This is a genomic window from Paenibacillus sp. S150, from assembly GCF_019352175.1.
Lineage (GTDB): Bacteria > Bacillota > Bacilli > Paenibacillales > Paenibacillaceae > Paenibacillus_AQ.
Genome location: NZ_JACBYI010000058.1, coordinates 16,831 through 34,593, shown reverse-complemented (window position 1 = coordinate 34,593; position 17,763 = coordinate 16,831). Strand labels below are relative to the sequence as shown.

Genomic DNA, 17,763 nt, shown 5'->3' with positions numbered 1-17,763 from the left:
GGGATTTCTCACCAATATTTTATCGACCTCTGATCCACAGCACCATTTTACCAAATACGCACTCTGTCTTCATCTGTTTTTCATGACCGACGGTGGCTGCCAGGCCATGGTTGATTAAGTGTACAAAATCCCACTAATCCCTATCTCAATAGGATTTCAGTCCATTTAGGTTTACTATTTCCACCTGGCTCCGTGCTCTGAGTCTGGTGTCTCGATACGCCTATCCACGCCTAAGCATGGATGTACTGGTGCAGCAGGTTTGACGGGTACAATTAGTTTGCTGTCCTATAATTACAAAACTCTGCTCTTTCCCTGACGATAGCTCCGGCAAGCATTCACCAGGCGGCCTGCCGCTGCCGCGTTAGAAGCCAGATGAATGTGCGCATAGGCAGCCATGACATTGCCGCGGGCATAGCCCTCCGGCTGGCTGCCGTTTCTGCCGCTGCTGTCATAGGCAGGGAAGCGTGGCTCTCCGGGCTCATAGCTCATCCGCGAATAGTGGAATTCATGGCCGCGCAGGCGTTCCCCCTGCTTCAGCAGCAGGCAGTCCTCCCGCGCTGTAACTTCGCGGTAGCCCAGCGCCGCGCGCCGCTCCTGCATGACGTTATGGGCGGGAATAATCCCGGCCATCTCATGCACAGCCCCGGCGCGGTCGGTAAGGCTGCGGGCCAGCACCATGTAGCCGCCGCATTCGGCATACAGCGGCAGACCGGCCGCCGCTGCCGCCCTCAGGCCGTGCAGAAAGGCCGGATTCCCGGCGATCCCGGCGGCGAATTCCTCCGGGAAGCCGCCGCCGATGTAGATGCCGTCCGCGTCCGGCGGAATTCCTTCGCCGCTGAGCGGGCTGAACAGGAGCAGCCGCGCCCCGGCGCGGGCCAGCAGCTCCAGATTGTCGGCGTAATAGAAATTGAACGCCGCATCCTGTGCAATGGCAATGACCGGTGCGGGGTCATATGCAATGGCTGTAGCTTGGAGAGCCGTGCTCTCCAAGAATGGACAGCACGGCACTTCAGAGCGTGCGCCACTCCCGGCGGCAACCGCCGGAAAGAGCGTTTCCGCAGCAGCAGGCAGCGCCCCTGGCGGCTTCTGCGCATCTTGCACAGCGGCTTCCTGCAGCTGCGGGCGCTCCCGGGCTGGCGGAGCCTCCTCTGACGGATGCTCCCCCGTCAGCAGCTGCACTGCCGCCGGATAGCGCAGGGCAGGCGCTGCCGCGGCAAGCTCCAGCAGCAGATCCAAATTGGTGCCTGCTTCCAGCAGGTCGGCAGCACGGTCGAATAACGGCTCCAGCTCGCCGCGTTCCACTGCGGGCAGCAGCCCCAGATGCCGTTCAGGGACATCCAGCCCCTGGTCCCGTTCCAGCCAGCCGATAACCGGAATGCCGCAGGCCGCTTCAATCGCGGCTTGGACCGTCCGGTAATGGCCGGCGCTGCCGCAGCGGTTCACGATGACCGCAGCGATGCGCACCTCCGGCTCCAGCTGCTGAAAGCCCAGTACAATGGCCGCCGCGCTGCGCCCCATGCTGCGCACATCCACCACCAGCAGCACCGGGCTGTCCGTAAGAAGGGCAATTTCCGCGGTCGAGCCGGTTAGCCCGGCCGCCTCTTTGCCGTCATACAGCCCCATGACGCCTTCAATTACCGATAGTCCGGCGTCCTCCGAGGAACGCAAAAAATACTCCAGCATATACCGGCCCGAAGTCATCCACGAATCCAGATTACGCGGTGGGCGGCCTGTCACAGCCGCATGATAGGCGGGATCAATATAATCGGGGCCGCATTTGAAGGCCTGCACGGCGAGGCCGCGCCGGGAAAATGCCCGCAGCAGCCCAAGCGTGACCGTTGTTTTGCCCGATCCGCTGCCTGTACCGGCTACAACGAAGCGTGGACGGGATTGCGGGCGTTTCTGCCTTCCGCTCAGCTCATTCATCCCTTCTCCCCCTCTGCCGCGAAAAGCTGACTCTAGCTACGGCAATGGTCGCATTGCCGCTTTTTTTCTTCTTGAGCAGAAGCCCTGCCGCCCCTGAGGACAGCAGGGCTGCCGGCTCGCAGACGCCATAGGCTCCGGTCGCCTTGAAGACGGCCTCCGAAGGCTGCTCCAGCGCTACCGTATTCAGCTGCTCCGGCGTATAAAGAGCCAGCTCCCAGCCGTATTTGGCGCATAAGGCCAGAAGACCGGCCTCATCCCCTTTGATCCCGGCGGTGGCGAGATTGCGGACGCTTAGAAGCGACAGCCCCAGCTCCGCCAGCGTATCCAGCACGACCGCTTCCAGCTCTTCCAGCGGGGTGCCGCGGTTGCAGCCCAGCCCAACCACCAGGCTGCGCGGCCGGTAGACTGCGGCCCGCTCTCCCAAAGCGGCCGCCTCCTGCCCGGACAGCAGCCGGTCAGTCACCACAATCGCCGCGCTGAATGGCGCTTCCCGCAGCTCCGCCATGTCTTCGCAGAGGCGGACATGCCCCGGCAGCACAGCCTCCGGCGGCAGCCAGCCCGGTTCGCCGCTCTCCTGCAGGAAGGCCACCGCCTCCCCGTTGACCAGAGCGGCGCTGACCGTTTTCATCGGTGCAAAGCTGTCTGCGCGCCAGCCAAGCTCCGAGCCGAGCAAATCCACGGCGAAGATGCCCTGCACATCGGAGGCGGTGGTGATCACCGGATGGCTGCCCAGCAGCTGCGCGATCTGCAGCGTCAGCCTGTTGGCCCCGCCGAGGTGTCCGGAGAGCATGCTGATTACATGCTCTCCGCGCTCGTCAATGACAATCACGGCGGGGTCGGTTCTTTTATCCTCCAGCAGGGGAGCTGTCAGTCTGACGGCCGCACCCAGCGAAAAGAACAGAATAACCCCTTCGTACTGCCGGAAGAGCTGCGGCAGCAGTTCTTTTACCGGCCCCGCAAAAATCCGGCGTGTCCCGGGAACATCCTCCAGCCCGCCGCTGTATTTGGCATAGCAATATACCTCAGTCTCCGCCAGCCGGGCTCCCAGCTTCAGCGCCAGCCGGATGCCGCTCACGGTGATAGCGACCGCTGCATACCGGTTAGCCATTTGCGTCGATGCCTTCCCGGCAGCCATGGGTGAATGTCTTGTCGTACAGCTTCGACCGGTGACTGTCACGGTCCGTAAGCGTCGGGTCAAGCGCCCAGCCGGCAAGGATCATCGCATGCATCGTGATGCCCGCTTCGCGCAGATCCTCCTCAAGGCGCACAACTGTGGTCCGCAGAATCTGCTGGTCCGGCCAGGTCGCCCGCTTCACGACAGCTACAGGCGTGTCTGGACTCCACCCGGCAGCGAGAAATTCCGCCGCCGCATGTCCGGCCAGCGAAGCACTGAGGAACAGCGCCACGGTGCAGTGATGCGCCGCCAGCTGCCGCAGCTGCTCCCGTTCCGGCACCGGCGTGCGTCCTTCGGCGCGGGTCAGGATCACCGTCTGCGTCAGCTCCGGCACCGTCAGCTCCGCGCCCAGCGCAGCCGCCGACGCAAAAACAGAGCTGACCCCAGGCACGATCTCATAGCTGACGCCGCACAGCTTCAGCAGCGACATCTGCTCCAGAATCGCGCCGTACATGGACGGATCGCCGGTATGGACGCGGGCTACGCTTTTACCGGCCTGCACTGCCGCAGCCATCAGCTCCACCTGGCGCTCCAGGTCCATGCCCGAGCTTTGCAGCACCTCGGCTCCCGGCTTGACGCCGGAGATCAGCTCTTCGCTGACCAATGAATCGGCATAGAGCACAACATCCGCCGAGCGGAGGATACGGCTGCCTTTTACGGTAATCAGCTCCGGATCGCCCGGGCCTGCGCCCACGATGTATACCTTGGGTTCCAAGCATTCCCCCGTCATTTGCTCACCACCATGAGACTAAGATACTCCAGCTCTTTGCCGCGCAGCTCGCGCGCGTCCCGCCACACCGTTTCATACGGGGAAGTCACCTTCGTGACAACGGAGGCTTTCCCGCCAAGCCCAAGCTCGTCCAGCACATCCAGCACCAGGTCCAGCACCTTGGCAACCTTCAGAAACACCACCGTATCATGATGCAGCAGCGCTTCCTTCAGCGCCTCCCGGTCCCCGGTAGCCGGGATAATGCCCACCCGCTGATTGCCGTCGGCAAGCGGCTGCCCAAGCGCGGCGGCTGCACCGAGCACCGACGAAATTCCCGGAATTGAAACAATCGGCACGCCGGGGTGAAGCTCCTGCATCAGCCGGGCCAGATGAATGAAGGTGCTGTACAGATTCGGATCGCCCTCCGTCACAAACGCAACATCCCGGCCCTGCTTCAGTTCACTCCAGCACAGCTCTGCCGTGCGGTTCCAGCCGCTTGCCAGCAGCTCCGGATCTTTGGTCATCGGGAACACAAGTCCCAGCATAACCTTCTCCTCCGCATGGACATGCAGCTCCACAATTTCGTGGGCGTAGGATTTCCCTCCTTTTTGGGTTGCCGGATAGGCAATGACCGGACATTCCTTCAGCAGTCGGCAGGCCTTAAGCGTAATCAGCTCGGGATCACCGGGACCCACGCCCACGCCATACAAGGTGCCGATGCCGGCTGGGGTCAGCTTTTCCACTGTCATCGGACTCTCATCAAAAGCTTCGTACAAAACGCCCGCAGCCTGCAGCGCCGCTTCCGCGATTTGTTCTTCAGGGGCTGCCTGCTCATCCACGGACTGCTGCTGCAGTCCTGATTCGCTTTCCTCAATCTTCAACGGCGGTTTCCTCCTTTTTGGGATGTTCGTATTTGTTACCGTTACTGCTACTGCTACTGCTACTGCTACTGTTACTGTTACTGTTACTGTTACTGTTACTGTTACTGTTACTGTTACTGCTACTGCTACTGCTACTGCTACTGTACTTGTTACTGTTATGGCGCTCGTTCTTAATGCCATTCATTAAGTTTGTACCTTTGCTGTGTAAGCAAGCCCGTTGGTAACTAGGGGAAGGAACTTGAGCGCTTCAGCGACTAGCCAGCTGCTCTGTTCCAACAACGGCATTTTTGCCGTTATTTCCGGGCAATCTGGCCGGGCCGGCTCCAAACAACGGCATTTTTGCCGTTATTTCCGGGCAATCTGGCCGGGCCGGCTCCAACAACGGCATTTCTGCCGTTATTTCCGGGCAATCTGGCCGGGCCGGCTCCAACAACGGCATTTCTGCCGTTATTTCCGGGCAATCTGGCCGGGCCGGCTCCAACAACGGCATTTCTGCCGTTATTTCCGGCAATCTGGCCTGACCGGCTCCAACAACGGCATTTCTGCCGTTATTTCCGGCAATCTGGCCGGGCCGGCTCCAAACAACGGCATTTCTGCCGTTATTCCCGGGCAATCTGGCCGGGCCGGCTCCAACAACGGCATTTTTGCCGTTATTTCCGGGCAATCTGGCCGGGCGAGCTCCAACAACGGCATTTCTGCCGTTATTTCCGGCAATCTGGCCGGGCCGGCTCCAACAACGGCATTTCTGCCGTTATTCCCGGGCAATCTGGCCGGGCCGGCTCCAACAACGGCATTTCTGCCGTTATTTCCGGGCAATCGGGCCAGCCCCGCCTCAACAACGGCATTTCTGCCGTTATTTCCGGGCCTGGTGCAACCTCTCGCAAGTTCCCCCCCAATAGCGGCTCTGGAGTCCGCTTGCAGCTTAAATATCCGGTCAATGCTTGCAATTATCCGGTGGATGCTGGAAATTACCTGGTCAGAGCAGGCAGAAATGATATCGATGACACACAGCGCAAGCAAATCAGTCCTGCCTGCGTCCGCTTACCACGTACACGGGGTTCATCCCCTCGAACCGGGTCATGCCAAGGATCGGCTTGCCCCGTGAAGCCTGGAGCTGGGTGACCTCTGCCGCCATTCCGGCGAGCTTCAGCGCCTCCATACCCGTATACAGCGTCTCAATGGTTATCGCGCCGATAACCATCCGGCCTTCCGGCCGCAGCCGCCGGGCACAAAGCGCGATAATATGCTGCAGCTCCCCGCCGCTCCCGCCGATGAACACCGCATCCGGGTCCGGCAGACGGTCCAGGCCCTGCGGCGCTTTGTCATGGATAATCTCAAAATCTGCGCGGAATTTGCGGCGGTTCGCCTCCATGTGGGGCAGGTTCTCCGCGCCTTTTTCCAGGGCAAACACCTTGCCAAGACGGGCAATCCGCGCACATTCCGCCGCCACCGCACCCGAGCCTGAGCCGATATCCCAGACCACCGCGTCCTCGGACAGATTCAGCTCCGACAGCACAAGCGCCCGTACCTCGCGCTTCGTAATCAGGCCCTTCTCCGGACGCCGCTGGTGAAAAGCTTCGTCCGGATAGGCAAATCCGCGCCGCCGTTCATGGACGGCCTCCGGCTTCCGCCGCAGAATCACCACATTCAGCGGGGCAAAGGCCCCTTTTTCTAGCTCATCCGGCTCCCAGAACCGGCAGACCTCCCCGGCCCCGCCCAGCCGCTCGCAGACAAAGATCTCATATTCCGTCATTCCGAACTCGCGCAAATAAGCGCCGATGGCCGCGGGTGTGTTGATCTCGTCGGTCAGCAGGGCGATTTTGTGCTTGCCGTCCATCCGCTGGGCCAGCCCGCGGATCGGACGGCCGTGCAGACTGACCAGCTCTGCATCCTGCCAGCTGTCTCCCAGCCGGGCAAAAGCAAGCTGCACACTGCTGTAATGCGGAATCACCTCAACATGCTCCGGACCGAATCTGCGGACCAGATATCCGGCAATGCCATAAAACAGCGGGTCTCCCGAGGCCAGAACCACCGCGCGCCGCTCTCTCCATACTTCCTCCAGCTTGTCGGCAAAAGCCTTCAGACCGTTCTTCAGCACGATCTTTTCCCCCTTGTATGCGGTGAAAAAAGACAGCTGCCTTTCCCCGCCGAGCAGCACCTCGCTCCGCTGTATCTTGCTCAGGCTGTCCGGGGCAAGTCCGCCGGCTCCGTCCTCGCCGATGCCGATGATATAGATAATGTCAGCCACGGATCTCCGCCCTTCCCAGCACCCGGCCCTTCATTGTGATCAATACCATCCCCACGGTCATGTCTCCGTTCATATGCTTCAGACAATGCCTGCAGGCATGCATGCACAGCTGTTCAAAAAATCCGTCATTCCCGGCCTCCGTCATCAAATCCACAACCTGTGAAGCCGTGTTGGCTCCGGCAATTTCCTCCGCCAGCCTCTGATCCGCTCCCGACTCTGCCGCAACCTTAGCCAAAAATCCGAAGTCCACCGGCGCGTTCCTGGAATGGATCAGCATGGCACCCTGCGCTACCTTTGAGTACTTGCCCGCCATGCCCACCAGTGTGATTTTGGTGATTCCATGGGTCTTCGCATGCCCAAGCGAGAAGCCCACATATTCGCCCATCTGGATAAAAGCCTCCTCCGGAAGCTCCGCGAACATCGCCTGCGCATATTTTTCACTGCTGCCGCCGGTGGTCAAAATAAGCTGCTTGTTCCCCATGGCCGCAGCGACGGAAATCGCCTGCACCACGCTGGCCTTGTAAGCCTCGGCGGAGAACGGCGTCACCACGCCGCGCGTGCCCAGAATGGAGATGCCGCCAAGGATGCCAAGACGCGGATTCAGCGTCTTCAGCGCAATGGCCTCGCCTTCCGGCACATGGATGACCACTCGCAGCCCCCGGCCCGCGCCATGCTCCTCCAGCACCTCGGACACCGCCTCCCGAATCATGCGCCGGGGTACGGGATTAATCGCCGCTTCGCCTACAGCTACCGGCAAGCCCGGCTTCGTCACTCTTCCAACGCCCTTGCCGCCGTCAATCTCCACGCCAGGGGTATCGCGCCAGCTCACAACCGCCTCAATCCTGGCCTGATGCGTCGCATCCGGATCATCTCCGGCATCCTTCACCGTTGCACAGACTGCCCAATCCCCGGCGCTGCGCTGCCACCCCGTCAGCTCGAAGGCATGGCGGAACCCGGCGGGCAGATCAATCTCCACGGTCTGCGGAGCTTCGCCCGTAACCAGCAGGAGCGCCGCGCCTTTGGCGGCGGCGGCGGCGCAGGCGCCGGTGGTGTATCCCCGGCGCAGCGTTGCCGGAGAACCGCCGGCAGACTGGTCAGCTGTTGGGCCGGACTGGCGAGGGGCCTCGCGATCGCCTTGCAGCTCGCTTGCATTTTGGCTGCCGCCCGGCTCCCGTCCCCCCGGGCTGTCATCCGGCTCCCGTCCCCCCGGGCTGTCATCCGACTCCCGTCCCGCAGGGCTGTCATCCGGCTCTCGTCTCGCCAGGCTGTCATCCGACTCCCGTCCCCCCGGGTTGCCATCCGGCTCTCGTCTCGCCAGGCTACCGTCCGGCTCCCGACCCGCAGGGCTGCCATCCGGCTCCCGTGCAGGCTGTTTCTGGTCCCCGTGCTCCAAGTCTCCGCTGCGCCCAAGGGGCTGCAAGCCTATCGTCTTCCGCCTTTCCCTGTCCAATGTCGCTCCCCTCCCTGCCGTTTTGCTGTAAGTCTACTTTACATTAAGTCTCTACATTAAATCTCTGCATTAAATCTCTGCATTAAGTCTCTGCATTAAGTCTCTATATTTAGTCTCTTCTCAGCCCTGATTCTGTGACTCCGCCGCTTGCCGGACAGCCAGCAGGCTCAGTGCATTAACCGCCGCCGCCACAACGGTGCTTCCGCCTTTGCGCCCGATGTTGGTGATATACGGAATGTCCAGCTTGCGCAGCTCCCCCTTCGACTCGGCCGCAGATACGAATCCGACCGGCATGCCGATGATGAGACCCGGCTGTGCTGCGCCTTCCTTGATCAGACGAATCAATTCAAGCAGCGCCGTAGGCGCGTTGCCGACCACATAGATGCCGCCCGGCGCTTCGGCGCAGGCTTTGCGGGTAGCGAGAATTGCCCGGGTTGTGCCCTGAATCCTGGCGGCTTCAATAACATCCGGATCAGAGATATGCACTCTAACCTCACCGCCGTATTTAAGAATCCTCTCCTTGGCAATACCGGCCTCCACCATCCGCACATCAGCGATAACCGGCCTCCCCTCCAGAATCGCGGAAATTCCCGCCTCCACCGCCCGGGGATGGAATACCAGACTCCGCCCCAGCTCGAAATCGGCCGAGGCATGAATGATCCGCTGCACAACCGGGTACTGCATCGCGCTAAAGCCATGCTCGCCCAGCTCCCGGGTAATTATCTGAAAGCTCAGGCTTTCAATCTCCTGCGGCTGCACCGTCAGCGGCCTAAAGTCCGTGCCAAACTCCATAGCTATCCCTCATTTCTTCATTATAAGCTGCTGATTGGCCCGCTTCACAGAATTTCTGCCGCCGCCGCTGCAACTCGATTTTTTCCCAGTAAACTTAAGCTGAATTTGTTCATTCAAGCGTTCTATTCCAGCACATGCTTAACTGCGCTCAGTATCTCCTCAAAAGACTCATACACCCCGCGGACATTTCCCCAAGAAGCTTGCGGCCGCGCAATCAAAATGACATAAAGCCCCATATCGAGTGCCGCATGCACCTTTTCATCCAGGGAGCCTTCCGCACCGCTCTCCTTGGTAATCATGACCTGTGTGCCGAATTGCCTGAACAGGGCTTCATTGAGCTCCCGCGAAAAAGGCCCCTGCAGGGCAATGATATTGCGCTGCTCTATCCCAAGGGAAAGACATTTCTCCATATTCTCCAGACAAGGCAGCAATCTGACTGTCAGCCGGATTTCCGGATCATTCAGCAGTGACTCCGCAAAGATCCCCAATGTTTTGCCGCCTGTGGTCAGCATAATGGAGCCTTTCAGCTGCCTGGCCGCGCGTGCGGCTTCTTCGTAGGAAGGCACAACAATCAGCCTGGGATGATCGTCATAAAGGATGCTGCGCCGCTCATAGCGCAAATACGGCAGCCCGAGCTCAGCAGCCGCTCCCCTGGCATGGACATGCGCCTCCAGCGCAAACGGATGGCTGGCATCTATGAGGACGCGAAAGCCGCCCCCGCGCAGGAGCAAGGTCAGCCCCTGCTGGTCCAGCCTGCCCACGCGCACCTTGATGCCGGCCGCTTCAAGGCGCTCCGCAGCGCTGTCCGTCACAACCGAAGCCAGCAGCGGCAGCTGCCGGCTTGACAGGGCCAGCGCCAGTTCACGGGCGTCACTGGTGCCGCACAACATAAATATCATCGCGGTCAGTGCGCCTTAGGAGCGCTTGCCGGGCGCATAGCATCCTGTGAAGCTTCCGGCTGCGGCTGGATGTCTGCGCCTGCAACTGAAGCGGACGCGGCAGCTCCGCCTGCCTGCTCGCCGCGGCTATGCGCGTCTTCACTATTGGAATGATGCCCGTGACCGCCAGGATGCCCCGCCTCATGGCTGTGCCCGTGATGCGCGCCTTGGTGCCCATGGGTATGCTCATGCACGTGATGTTCAGCGTGGTGTCCGTGATTCCCATGTCCGTGATCTTCATGCCCGTCTTCCCCTTCGTGTCCGTGATCATGCCCATCGCTGCCATGATGGTGGTGATAGTGGTGCGCGGAGGCTTCATCCCGGTATTTGCAGTTGTCACAATTGGCGGCGGAACGGCCGGCCACCGTCTCTTCAATACGCTCCAGCAGCATGTCGGACAGCAGCGGGTGGGAGCCTAAATAGCTGCCGGCCTCCACTTCAATCTCCGGATGCGCTGCGGCAAAACGGCTCACCGCTTCACTGAACTGCTTCATCAGCACTCCAGTGAACAATAAATACGGCAGCACGATAATTTTGCGCGCGCCCAGAGCAAGGCAGCGCTCCAGCCCTTCAGGCAGCGAAGGCTTGGTGACCGCAATAAAACAAGCCTCGACGCTTTTATAGGAGGTTCTCTCCCAAAGCATGCGGGTCAGCTTGCAGAAATCGCTGTTCGCATCCGGATCACTGCCTCCACGGCCCATGACAAGCACGATTGTATCCCCATCCCCAACCTCGGAAGAAGATGTCTCCTCCTCAGCAGCGAGGGCCGTCTCTTCTTCAGACCATGCTGCCGCAGCCTCCAGCTTGCCGGTATTCAGGCGCGCGGAAGAGCCAGGCTCCGCCGGCAGCGTTTGCTCGGCGGTCCCGCCTGACAGCGGCACGGCTTCCGCAATCCGGTCCAGCAGAATTTCCACCGCTCTCTCCTGCACACCGATGGGGCGGCCATACACAAATTCCACGCCCGGATATTTCAGCTTCGCTTGATCCAGTGCCATTGGAATATCCAGCTTGGAATGGCCCGCCGCGAACAAAATAATCGGCACCACATAGACCGTCCCCGCCCCTTCCTGCACACATTTGTCGATTCCTTCGGAAATGGATGGAGCCGACAGCTCGATAAAGCAGGTTTCAATGGTCAGCTCCGGCATGCGGGCAGCAAGCAAACGGGTGAAATCCCGCAGCTCTTCATTCCCCGCTTCCACACGGCTGCCGTGTCCCACAAGCAAAACCGTTGTCAGCCCGTGCGCTCCTTCCGGTGTCCGTGCATACGTGTGTTCACAGTCCAGCCCGTTCTCCGTATTCTTGCAGTTCATAGAAAGCCCGCTCCCCATCCGCTCAAAAAAAGCATAAAACCGTTCATTCTGATAGCCCTCCGCGCAGTATTGTTCAACTACCTCCATTACAGCGGCTACCGCTTCCCCTTCGTTCATTCCCTCACGGACCCTGCTGCCTGCGTGTGCGGCGCGTCCGGATTTTTTGCCGCCAAGATACAGCTCATAGCTGCCCCTGGAATAGATGAGACCGATATCCTCCAGCACCGCCGAGCTGCAGGCCATCCCGCAGCCGGCCACATTGATCTGCAGCTCTCTGGGTACAGGCCGCCCGTTCAGCTCTTTATATAAACGCCGCGCGGCTCCAAGCGCGTTCTCTTTTCTCAAATCACAGAAGCCGCAGGTTTTCACCTTCACAACATCGCCCGGCACGGTTGCATTCAGCCCTGCCGCAGCAAGCAGCGGGGCCATTTCGGCATGCTCTGTCCGGAAGCTCCGCAGCAGCAAATGGCCGTCCCTGGTATATCCAAGCCGGCCATCATCCCCAGCCAGCTCTGCCAGCAGCTTCATTTGGGCGCCGCTGAATTTCCGGCTTCCGCTGGCCGGCGAGAGCTCCAATTCACAGACTGCAGTCCGGTGCACCGGCGCCCCGGCGGAAACAGCCGGCTCCGCCATCCCGTTCACCCCAGACGAAGGTCCCGCGTTCAGCACTGCCCCTTTAGGTACTCCACCGTCTTCACAGTCTGCAAGCCCTATCCGCCCCTTGTCGGCCGGAGGCTCCCCGGCTTTGGAGTCTTCTCCGGCATCCAGCGCCGCCAGTGACCAGGGCTCCGCAGAGGTCCGCAGCCGCTCATGCGGCTTCAGGGTCTGCGTATCTGAACCGAGGCTGTACTTGCGCCCGTAGCCGCGCGGTGTAATCATAAGGCCCTCATAGACCATTGTGGCGGAGTTGCCGACGATCACAGTCGATAGCATGCCGATCTCATGGTCCAGCATATCCTGCAGCGTCGTAACAACCGTCAGCTCACGGTTGCGGTACGCGCTTTTTACGATGCCTACAGGAGTGGCAGGCTCGCGGTAACGGAGCAGAATTTGGCGTGCCTCTTCAATCTGGCGTGTCCGCTTTCCGCTGCGCGGATTATAGAAGGCAATGACAAAATCCGCTGCCCCCGCAGCCTCCACACGGGCCGCAATACTCTCCCATGGGGTAAGATGGTCACTCAGGCTGATCGTGCAGGAATCGTGCATAACCGGAGCACCCAGCAGCGAAGAGCAGGATTGAATGGCTGATATGCCGGGGATCACTTCAACCTCCACGCCTTCGGCACGGCTCCAGCCTCGTTCGACCAGCACTTCGTACACCAGCCCGGCCATTCCGTATACACCGGCGTCCCCGCTGGAGATTACGGCGATGGTCTGTCCGGCTTCCGCGCGGCGCACCGCTTCCTGGGCCCGGCTGACCTCCTCGGTCATGCCTGTGCCGACAATCTCCTGATCCTCAAGCAGCGGCTTGACCAGATCCACATATGTGGTATAGCCGATCACGGCCTCACTTTCTTCCAGCGCAGCCAGGGCGCGGCCTGTAATATGCTCCAGGCTGCCTGGACCAAAGCCGATAATCAGCAGCTTTCCCTGCTTGTTCATTCTCGTTCCCCCGTTCGCGTGTAATCTTCAATCAGCCAGTCCGCCTGCCTCTCTTCCGGCCCTTCCCCCAGCATCCCGTTCAGCATTGCCTTGAAATCCTCCGCATTCCGCGGAGCCATGCGGCCGGCGGTTAAGCGCAGGGGCAGGCTATGCCACAGCTCCGCCAGCAGCGGAAGCTCCAGACCAATGGCCTGCAGCGCCTCCCGCCCGGCAAAAATAGCCTCCGGCGTTCCGGCAGCATGGCAGACGCCCTGATCGAGGACGATGATCCAGTCCGCCCAGCGGTAGGCCAGGTTCATATCATGCGTGGCCATGACCACCGTCCGGCCCGTGCGGTGAATACTGTCCAGCCCGTCCAGAAGCTGCGCCTCGGACACCGGGTCCAGGTAGGACGTAGGCTCGTCGAGCAAAATCAGCTCCGGCTCCATCGCCATCACACCTGCGAGCGCAGTGCGCTTTTTCTGGCCCAGACTGAGCTGGTGAACCGGTTTGTCCTTCAGCGCCGACAGGCTCAACCTGTCCAGTACCGCCGCACACCGCGCCTCTATTTCCGCCTCTTCCATGCCCGTCCCCCGCAGCCCGAAGGAGATATCCTCCAGCGGTGTGCTCAGAATCAGCTGCTGCTCGGGGTCCTGAAAGACCAGCCCGACTCTGCGCCGCAGCGCAGCAAGCTCTTTTTTGGCGTAGGATACAGGTGCTCCCGCTTGCAGCACCATACCCTTTTGCGGCCGCAGCAGGCCCACCGCATGCAGAAACAGCGTTGATTTGCCGGAGCCGTTATGTCCAAGCACCGCTGTTTTGCAGCCCTTGGGGAAGCGGACGGTCAGGTCCCGGAGCGCAGGCTCCGCCATGTCCGGATAATGAAATACAACATTCTCCAGAGCCAAGCTATAATCCATCTCCATGCTGCTCTCCTTCTTCCGAGCGTTTCACTTCATCATTTCATCCGCATTTAGATCCATATCATCCACAGCTGGGCAAGCAGCAGCAGTGTTATTCCCGCGTACGCCTCAATGGCGAATCTGCGCGGCACTGTCCGCGCCGCATAGGGAGGCAAAAGAATCTCCCCGGTGAACCCCCGGGTCATAAGCCCCTGCGACAGCCCGTAGTAGCGGTGCATCGTGCTTGCGAACAGCGACGCCGCCATGCCGGCCGTCTCCCGCAGCTTGGACATGAAGCCCCTCCGGCCGCCGCGCAGCCGCCGGGCCAGCAGCAATCCATGCGCCGCATCATTCAGCAGAAACAGGAAACGGTACATAATCAGCATCAGCTCCAGCACGATCTGCGGCATCCTCAGCCTGCGCAGCACCTGCAGCAGCTCGCCGAAGGGCGTTGTCAGCATCATAAAAAAACAGCAGGCCAGACAGGCCGATACCCGGGCCAGCAGCAGCGCCGCCCGCAGCTCCCCGGCCCGTGTGATGTAGAGAAACCGTTCCGTGCCCGGCAGCCTCAGGCTCAAGACAGCCCCACCGGCGGCCGGACGGCCCAGCTCCACCAGCAGCGCAGGCAGGCTGAGGCCGTAGAACAGCAGTGCTGTGCCGAACAACAGCCCATATGCCCGCAGCGGGATTTTGGCGTACCCCAGGCACCACAGCATCATCCACAATGCTATGAGAACCTGCAGGGCAGGATGCAGCATATAAGAGAGCACGAACATGACGGCTGCGAAGAGGGTTTTCCACATCGGAGACAGCTGCCGCAGGGCGTTGCTGTAGGATAAAGCATCAATTCTTCTGATCATTCAGCTTCTGCCGGCCCTGCCGGTCCTGTCTTCCCTTGAAGAGACCCAGCGTATAACCGATCACACCTGCACCAAGGGCCGCCTGCAGCGCGAACAGCATGCTCTCCGTCTCACCCGGCAGCTCGGCCAGCGGCTTGAACCACGGCTTGTAGGCGGGATTAATCTCTGTAATTACCCCCTCAGCCGCTTCATCGGCTCCGCCGAACTCCCCGTTCACCAGCAGCAGCGGCAGCACCACCAGCAGAACCACGGCCAGCAGCATGAGCACATTTATCCATTTGTTCTTCATAGCGCATTTCCTCCCTTGGCTCCCCGCTTAAGCAATGACAGCTCTTGCGGACTGTAGGCCTTCAGCCAGTTCCAGAGCAGCACCGTCAGCAGTCCTTCGCTGACCGCCAGCGGAATCTGAGTCACGGCAAATATACCGCCGAATTTAACAAAGGAAGCCAGTACACCGCCATCTGCCGACGGAAAAGCCACCGCGAGCTGAAAGGAAGTGACGACATAGGTCATCAGATCCGCCGCCGCAGCTGCGCAGAATACCGCCAGCTTCTCACGCCCGCCCGTCTTCATCAGCAGCTTGTATACCGCATAGCCGGCAAAAGGCCCCGCCACCGCCATGGAAAAGGCGTTCGCTCCCAGCGTAGTGATTCCGCCGTGAGCGAGCAGCAGCGCCTGGAACAGCAGTACAATTGAGCCGATCACGCCCATCGGCAGCGGCCCCAGCATCACGGCGCCGAGTCCCGTCCCTGTGGGATGGGAGCTGCTTCCTGTTACGGAAGGCATTTTGAGAGCCGAGAGCACGAACGTGAACGCGCCGGACAGACCCAGCAGGAGCTTCAGCTCCGGGTTGTCACGGGTCATTTTTCTGAGCTTAAGGATACCCAGGAAAAAGAACGGCAGAAAAGCCGCCCACCAGAATACCGCCCAGCCTGCCGGCAAAAAACCTTCCATAATGTGCATCGCCTGCGCCGTACCCGGTTCATTCAGCAGAAAATAAACGGCAAATACGCCAACCAGCGAAGCAAAACGCCAAAAGCTGCGTTTGTTCATTTCCACACCTCCATTGTTTTTCTGAATTAGCGCTGGCAGGCAGAACCGGCTTCCCCTGCCCTTCAGCAGGCGCCGTTTCTATTTCAAACCCGAAAAACTCCCGCCCCGGAGGGTGGGAGTTGTATGTACGTGTTCAGATCACAAAGAGAAGGCTGCCCCGCCGCCAAGTCATGCAGCGCACCCTTGTCTCTTAATCCATCGTACACCGCTCCTATCCGCGTAGAGTCGTGTGTGCGCAAACAAGGTAGGTCTCCTGGCTCGGGATCACAGCCCGGCCTTCGTCTTCCCCGGGGCTAAACCGAGTGACATTGTGAAGGCTGGCTCTTCCTTACAGTGGCGGGACCGCTCGGGAGTTGCACCCGATTCCCTGTTATCCCTTGAAATAATATTCAAAGGCACCTTGTTTCACCGCTAATTCTTCCTGTACATCATAGCGGACAAAGGCCGGGGGTGTCTGTGATAAAAGTGGAGGCGCCGTTAAGAGGCAAACAGCTTGTAAGAACCTCATTTGAATAATATACTTATTAACTATACGAAACCTGAACCGGAGGCTGCCCAATGAAATTGGATCTTACCGAAAAATCACTGCCCGTGTACGAAGCCTTATCGAGCGCAGTGCGCCTCCAGATGCTCCGCCTTCTCGCCGTTCAGCCCATGAACGTCAAGGAGCTTGCGGCGGCGGCCAAGCTAAGCAGTGCAATAATGACCATGCATGTCCGCAAGCTGGAGGCTGCCGGGCTGATTCGGACACATATGGCCCCGGGGCGGAGCGGACTGCAAAAGATCTGCACGCTGGCTGCGGAGGGTGCAGAGATCATTTTCCCCGGCCAAATGAAACCGGAGCGCAAAGGCTACCGCATCGAGCTGCCGGTGGGCCATTATTCCGACTTCGCAATTGAGCCGACCTGCGGGCTGGCGACTGCGGAGCAGATCATCGGAAGTTTTGACGACCCGCGCTATTTCTGGGATCTGGAGCGGATGAATGCGGCCATACTATGGTTCGGCAAAGGCTACATCGAATACAAAATCCCCAACTTCCTGCTGTCCAGCCAACAGCCGGATGAGCTGGCCATTACGATGGAAATCGCCTCCGAAGCGCCCTCGATCAATAACAACTGGCCCTCGGACATTACCTTTACCCTGAACGGCAGAAAGCTGGGCTTCTGGACCAGTCCCGGTGACTATGGGGACAGCAGAGGCAAATATACGCCTTCGTGGTGGCCTGCACTCACGAATCAATACGGGCTGCGCAAACAGCTGCGCATCACGCCCAAGGGCACCTATATGGACGGGCTCAAGCTTTCCGGCGTTACGCTGGACCAGGTGGACATCCGCAGCAAGCAGTGGAGCTTCAGGCTCTCCGTAGAGGATGATGCCGAGCATATCGGCGGTCTGACACTGTTCGGCAAAGGGTTTGGCAACTATAACGAAGACATGCTGGTTGAACTGTTCTATACAGATCTGCCCGACAGTCATGATGCCGCCGAATCCTTCTGAAGCAGACGCCTGCACGAACATGCCTGCAATGAAGAACCCCCGCTCACCCGCAGCGTAATAGCTGGCGGATGAGCGGGGGTTCTTGGGGTTCTGGCAGGCTTCATGCCGCGCCGCATTCTTGCACCGCTTGGCCTTAAGACAAGAAGGCCAAGCTCATTCGTTGACCGGCTGCCACAGGCCTCCGCCGGGAAGCGGGCAGCCGCGTGCCTTCAGCCGGGCAACCACCGGTATAATGCAGCCGCAGGCGGTGCAGGTGACACCGTCCTGCAGCTTGGGACAGCCGCCGCAGAGTGCGACCCGCTCAGCATACACCTGATCAGAGGCCGTATTGCCTTCATTGAACATTGAGGAGGCCAGGATGCGGTCAATCTGTGCCTGTGTAACCTTATAATCTTCCCGGCAGCCTTTGCAGACAGAGGTTGTCGCCATAGCAATGCTC

General features: G+C 60.1%; 16 protein-coding genes, 2 pseudogenes and 1 riboswitch. Of the genes and pseudogenes, 2 read left to right on the top strand and 16 right to left on the bottom strand.

Features of this window, described 5'->3' with window-relative positions; genetic code table 11:
• Positions 1 to 291: 291 nt before the first annotated feature.
• Genes HYD27_RS29615 through cobI form a run of 4 tightly spaced genes read right to left on the bottom strand, consistent with a single transcriptional unit; the run spans position 292 to position 4,558 of the window.
• Positions 292 to 1,926 carry a cobyrinic acid a,c-diamide synthase CobB gene (locus HYD27_RS29615; protein ID WP_219221334.1) on the bottom strand — a complete coding sequence of 545 codons (1,635 nt, stop codon included), beginning with the start codon at positions 1,924 to 1,926 and terminating at the stop codon, positions 292 to 294.
• Positions 1,919 to 3,034 (bottom strand): cobalt-precorrin 5A hydrolase, encoded by a 1,116-nt coding sequence (locus tag HYD27_RS29610; protein WP_219221333.1) that lies wholly within the window; start codon positions 3,032 to 3,034, stop codon positions 1,919 to 1,921. The genes HYD27_RS29615 and HYD27_RS29610 overlap by 8 nt, the downstream gene beginning before the upstream one ends.
• Entirely contained in the window at positions 3,027 to 3,830 is an 804-nt protein-coding gene (gene cobM / locus HYD27_RS29605) for a precorrin-4 C(11)-methyltransferase (protein ID WP_219221331.1), read from the bottom strand. Before cobM ends, HYD27_RS29610 begins: the two co-directional genes overlap by 8 nt.
• Entirely contained in the window at positions 3,827 to 4,558 is a 732-nt protein-coding gene (cobI, locus tag HYD27_RS29600) for a precorrin-2 C(20)-methyltransferase (protein ID WP_219221336.1), read from the bottom strand. The genes cobM and cobI overlap by 4 nt, the downstream gene beginning before the upstream one ends.
• 419 nt (positions 4,559 to 4,977) lie before the next feature.
• Here cobI and HYD27_RS29595 point away from each other — a divergent pair, with 419 nt between their 5' ends.
• Positions 4,978 to 5,211 carry a hypothetical protein gene (locus HYD27_RS29595; RefSeq protein WP_219221330.1) on the top strand — a complete coding sequence of 78 codons (234 nt, stop codon included), beginning with the start codon at positions 4,978 to 4,980 and terminating at the stop codon, positions 5,209 to 5,211.
• On the opposite strand, the gene HYD27_RS29590 is transcribed toward HYD27_RS29595, so the two are convergent.
• The 11 genes and pseudogenes from HYD27_RS29590 to HYD27_RS29545 all read right to left on the bottom strand — a co-directional run bounded on the left by HYD27_RS29590 (position 5,189) and on the right by HYD27_RS29545 (position 15,827).
• A complete protein-coding gene (locus HYD27_RS29590) occupies positions 5,189 to 5,710 on the bottom strand; it encodes a hypothetical protein (RefSeq protein ID WP_219221328.1) in 522 nt (173 codons plus the stop codon). The genes HYD27_RS29595 and HYD27_RS29590 overlap by 23 nt on opposite strands.
• A 1-nt stretch (position 5,711) precedes the next feature.
• The gene (cbiE, locus tag HYD27_RS29585; protein ID WP_219221326.1) at positions 5,712 to 6,938 is read right to left on the bottom strand and encodes a precorrin-6y C5,15-methyltransferase (decarboxylating) subunit CbiE; all 1,227 of its coding nucleotides are present in this window, start codon (positions 6,936 to 6,938) and stop codon (positions 5,712 to 5,714) included.
• A complete protein-coding gene (locus HYD27_RS29580; RefSeq protein WP_228745420.1) occupies positions 6,931 to 8,004 on the bottom strand; it encodes a cobalt-precorrin-5B (C(1))-methyltransferase in 1,074 nt (357 codons plus the stop codon). The genes cbiE and HYD27_RS29580 overlap by 8 nt, the downstream gene beginning before the upstream one ends.
• A 504-nt stretch (positions 8,005 to 8,508) precedes the next feature.
• Positions 8,509 to 9,180 (bottom strand): precorrin-8X methylmutase, encoded by a 672-nt coding sequence (locus HYD27_RS29575; RefSeq protein ID WP_219221324.1) that lies wholly within the window; start codon positions 9,178 to 9,180, stop codon positions 8,509 to 8,511.
• A 122-nt stretch (positions 9,181 to 9,302) separates the two neighbouring features.
• Complete coding sequence (gene cobK, locus HYD27_RS29570) at positions 9,303 to 10,079, bottom strand: precorrin-6A reductase (protein WP_219221322.1); 777 nt, start codon at positions 10,077 to 10,079, stop codon at positions 9,303 to 9,305.
• 5 nt (positions 10,080 to 10,084) lie between these two features.
• Positions 10,085 to 11,320: pseudogene (locus HYD27_RS33030) on the bottom strand (sirohydrochlorin chelatase); the annotation flags it as partial.
• 135 nt (positions 11,321 to 11,455) lie between these two features.
• A pseudogene (gene cobJ, locus HYD27_RS33025) lies at positions 11,456 to 13,033 on the bottom strand (precorrin-3B C(17)-methyltransferase); the annotation flags it as partial.
• A complete protein-coding gene (locus HYD27_RS29560; protein WP_219221318.1) occupies positions 13,030 to 13,932 on the bottom strand; it encodes an energy-coupling factor ABC transporter ATP-binding protein in 903 nt (300 codons plus the stop codon). The pseudogene cobJ and the gene HYD27_RS29560, both read right to left, overlap by 4 nt.
• Before the next feature lie 53 nt (positions 13,933 to 13,985).
• Positions 13,986 to 14,774, bottom strand: a complete 789-nt coding sequence (gene cbiQ / locus HYD27_RS29555) for a cobalt ECF transporter T component CbiQ (RefSeq protein WP_219221317.1) — start codon at positions 14,772 to 14,774, stop codon at positions 13,986 to 13,988.
• Positions 14,758 to 15,063, bottom strand: a complete 306-nt coding sequence (locus HYD27_RS29550; protein ID WP_219221315.1) for an energy-coupling factor ABC transporter substrate-binding protein — start codon at positions 15,061 to 15,063, stop codon at positions 14,758 to 14,760. The genes cbiQ and HYD27_RS29550 overlap by 17 nt, the downstream gene beginning before the upstream one ends.
• Complete coding sequence (locus HYD27_RS29545; RefSeq protein WP_219221313.1) at positions 15,060 to 15,827, bottom strand: energy-coupling factor ABC transporter permease; 768 nt, start codon at positions 15,825 to 15,827, stop codon at positions 15,060 to 15,062. The genes HYD27_RS29550 and HYD27_RS29545 overlap by 4 nt, the downstream gene beginning before the upstream one ends.
• A 226-nt stretch (positions 15,828 to 16,053) precedes the next feature.
• A riboswitch (cobalamin riboswitch) is annotated at positions 16,054 to 16,245 on the bottom strand.
• Between the two features lie 140 nt (positions 16,246 to 16,385).
• Here HYD27_RS29545 and HYD27_RS29540 point away from each other — a divergent pair.
• Positions 16,386 to 17,324 (top strand): ArsR/SmtB family transcription factor, encoded by a 939-nt coding sequence (locus HYD27_RS29540; protein WP_219221311.1) that lies wholly within the window; start codon positions 16,386 to 16,388, stop codon positions 17,322 to 17,324.
• 153 nt (positions 17,325 to 17,477) lie between these two features.
• Here HYD27_RS29540 and HYD27_RS29535 read toward each other — a convergent pair whose 3' ends face one another.
• Positions 17,478 to 17,753: a DUF6171 family protein gene (locus HYD27_RS29535; protein WP_219221310.1), complete on the bottom strand. Its 276-nt coding sequence runs from the start codon at positions 17,751 to 17,753 to the stop codon at positions 17,478 to 17,480.
• Positions 17,754 to 17,763 lie beyond the last annotated feature (10 nt).

Coding starts and splice junctions, on each gene's coding strand:
- HYD27_RS29615 (WP_219221334.1), bottom strand. CDS start 1,926: ATGAATGAGCTGAGCGGAAGGCAGAAACGCCCGCAATCCCGTCCACGC.
- HYD27_RS29610 (WP_219221333.1), bottom strand. CDS start 3,034: ATGGCTAACCGGTATGCAGCGGTCGCTATCACCGTGAGCGGCATCCGG.
- cobM (WP_219221331.1), bottom strand. CDS start 3,830: ATGACGGGGGAATGCTTGGAACCCAAGGTATACATCGTGGGCGCAGGC.
- cobI (WP_219221336.1), bottom strand. CDS start 4,558: ATGACAGTGGAAAAGCTGACCCCAGCCGGCATCGGCACCTTGTATGGC.
- HYD27_RS29575 (WP_219221324.1), bottom strand. CDS start 9,180: ATGGAGTTTGGCACGGACTTTAGGCCGCTGACGGTGCAGCCGCAGGAG.
- cobK (WP_219221322.1), bottom strand. CDS start 10,079: ATGATATTTATGTTGTGCGGCACCAGTGACGCCCGTGAACTGGCGCTG.
- HYD27_RS29560 (WP_219221318.1), bottom strand. CDS start 13,932: ATGGATTATAGCTTGGCTCTGGAGAATGTTGTATTTCATTATCCGGAC.
- cbiQ (WP_219221317.1), bottom strand. CDS start 14,774: ATGATCAGAAGAATTGATGCTTTATCCTACAGCAACGCCCTGCGGCAG.
- HYD27_RS29550 (WP_219221315.1), bottom strand. CDS start 15,063: ATGAAGAACAAATGGATAAATGTGCTCATGCTGCTGGCCGTGGTTCTG.
- HYD27_RS29545 (WP_219221313.1), bottom strand. CDS start 15,827: ATGAACAAACGCAGCTTTTGGCGTTTTGCTTCGCTGGTTGGCGTATTT.
- HYD27_RS29540 (WP_219221311.1), top strand. CDS start 16,386: ATGAAATTGGATCTTACCGAAAAATCACTGCCCGTGTACGAAGCCTTA.
- HYD27_RS29535 (WP_219221310.1), bottom strand. CDS start 17,753: ATGGCGACAACCTCTGTCTGCAAAGGCTGCCGGGAAGATTATAAGGTT.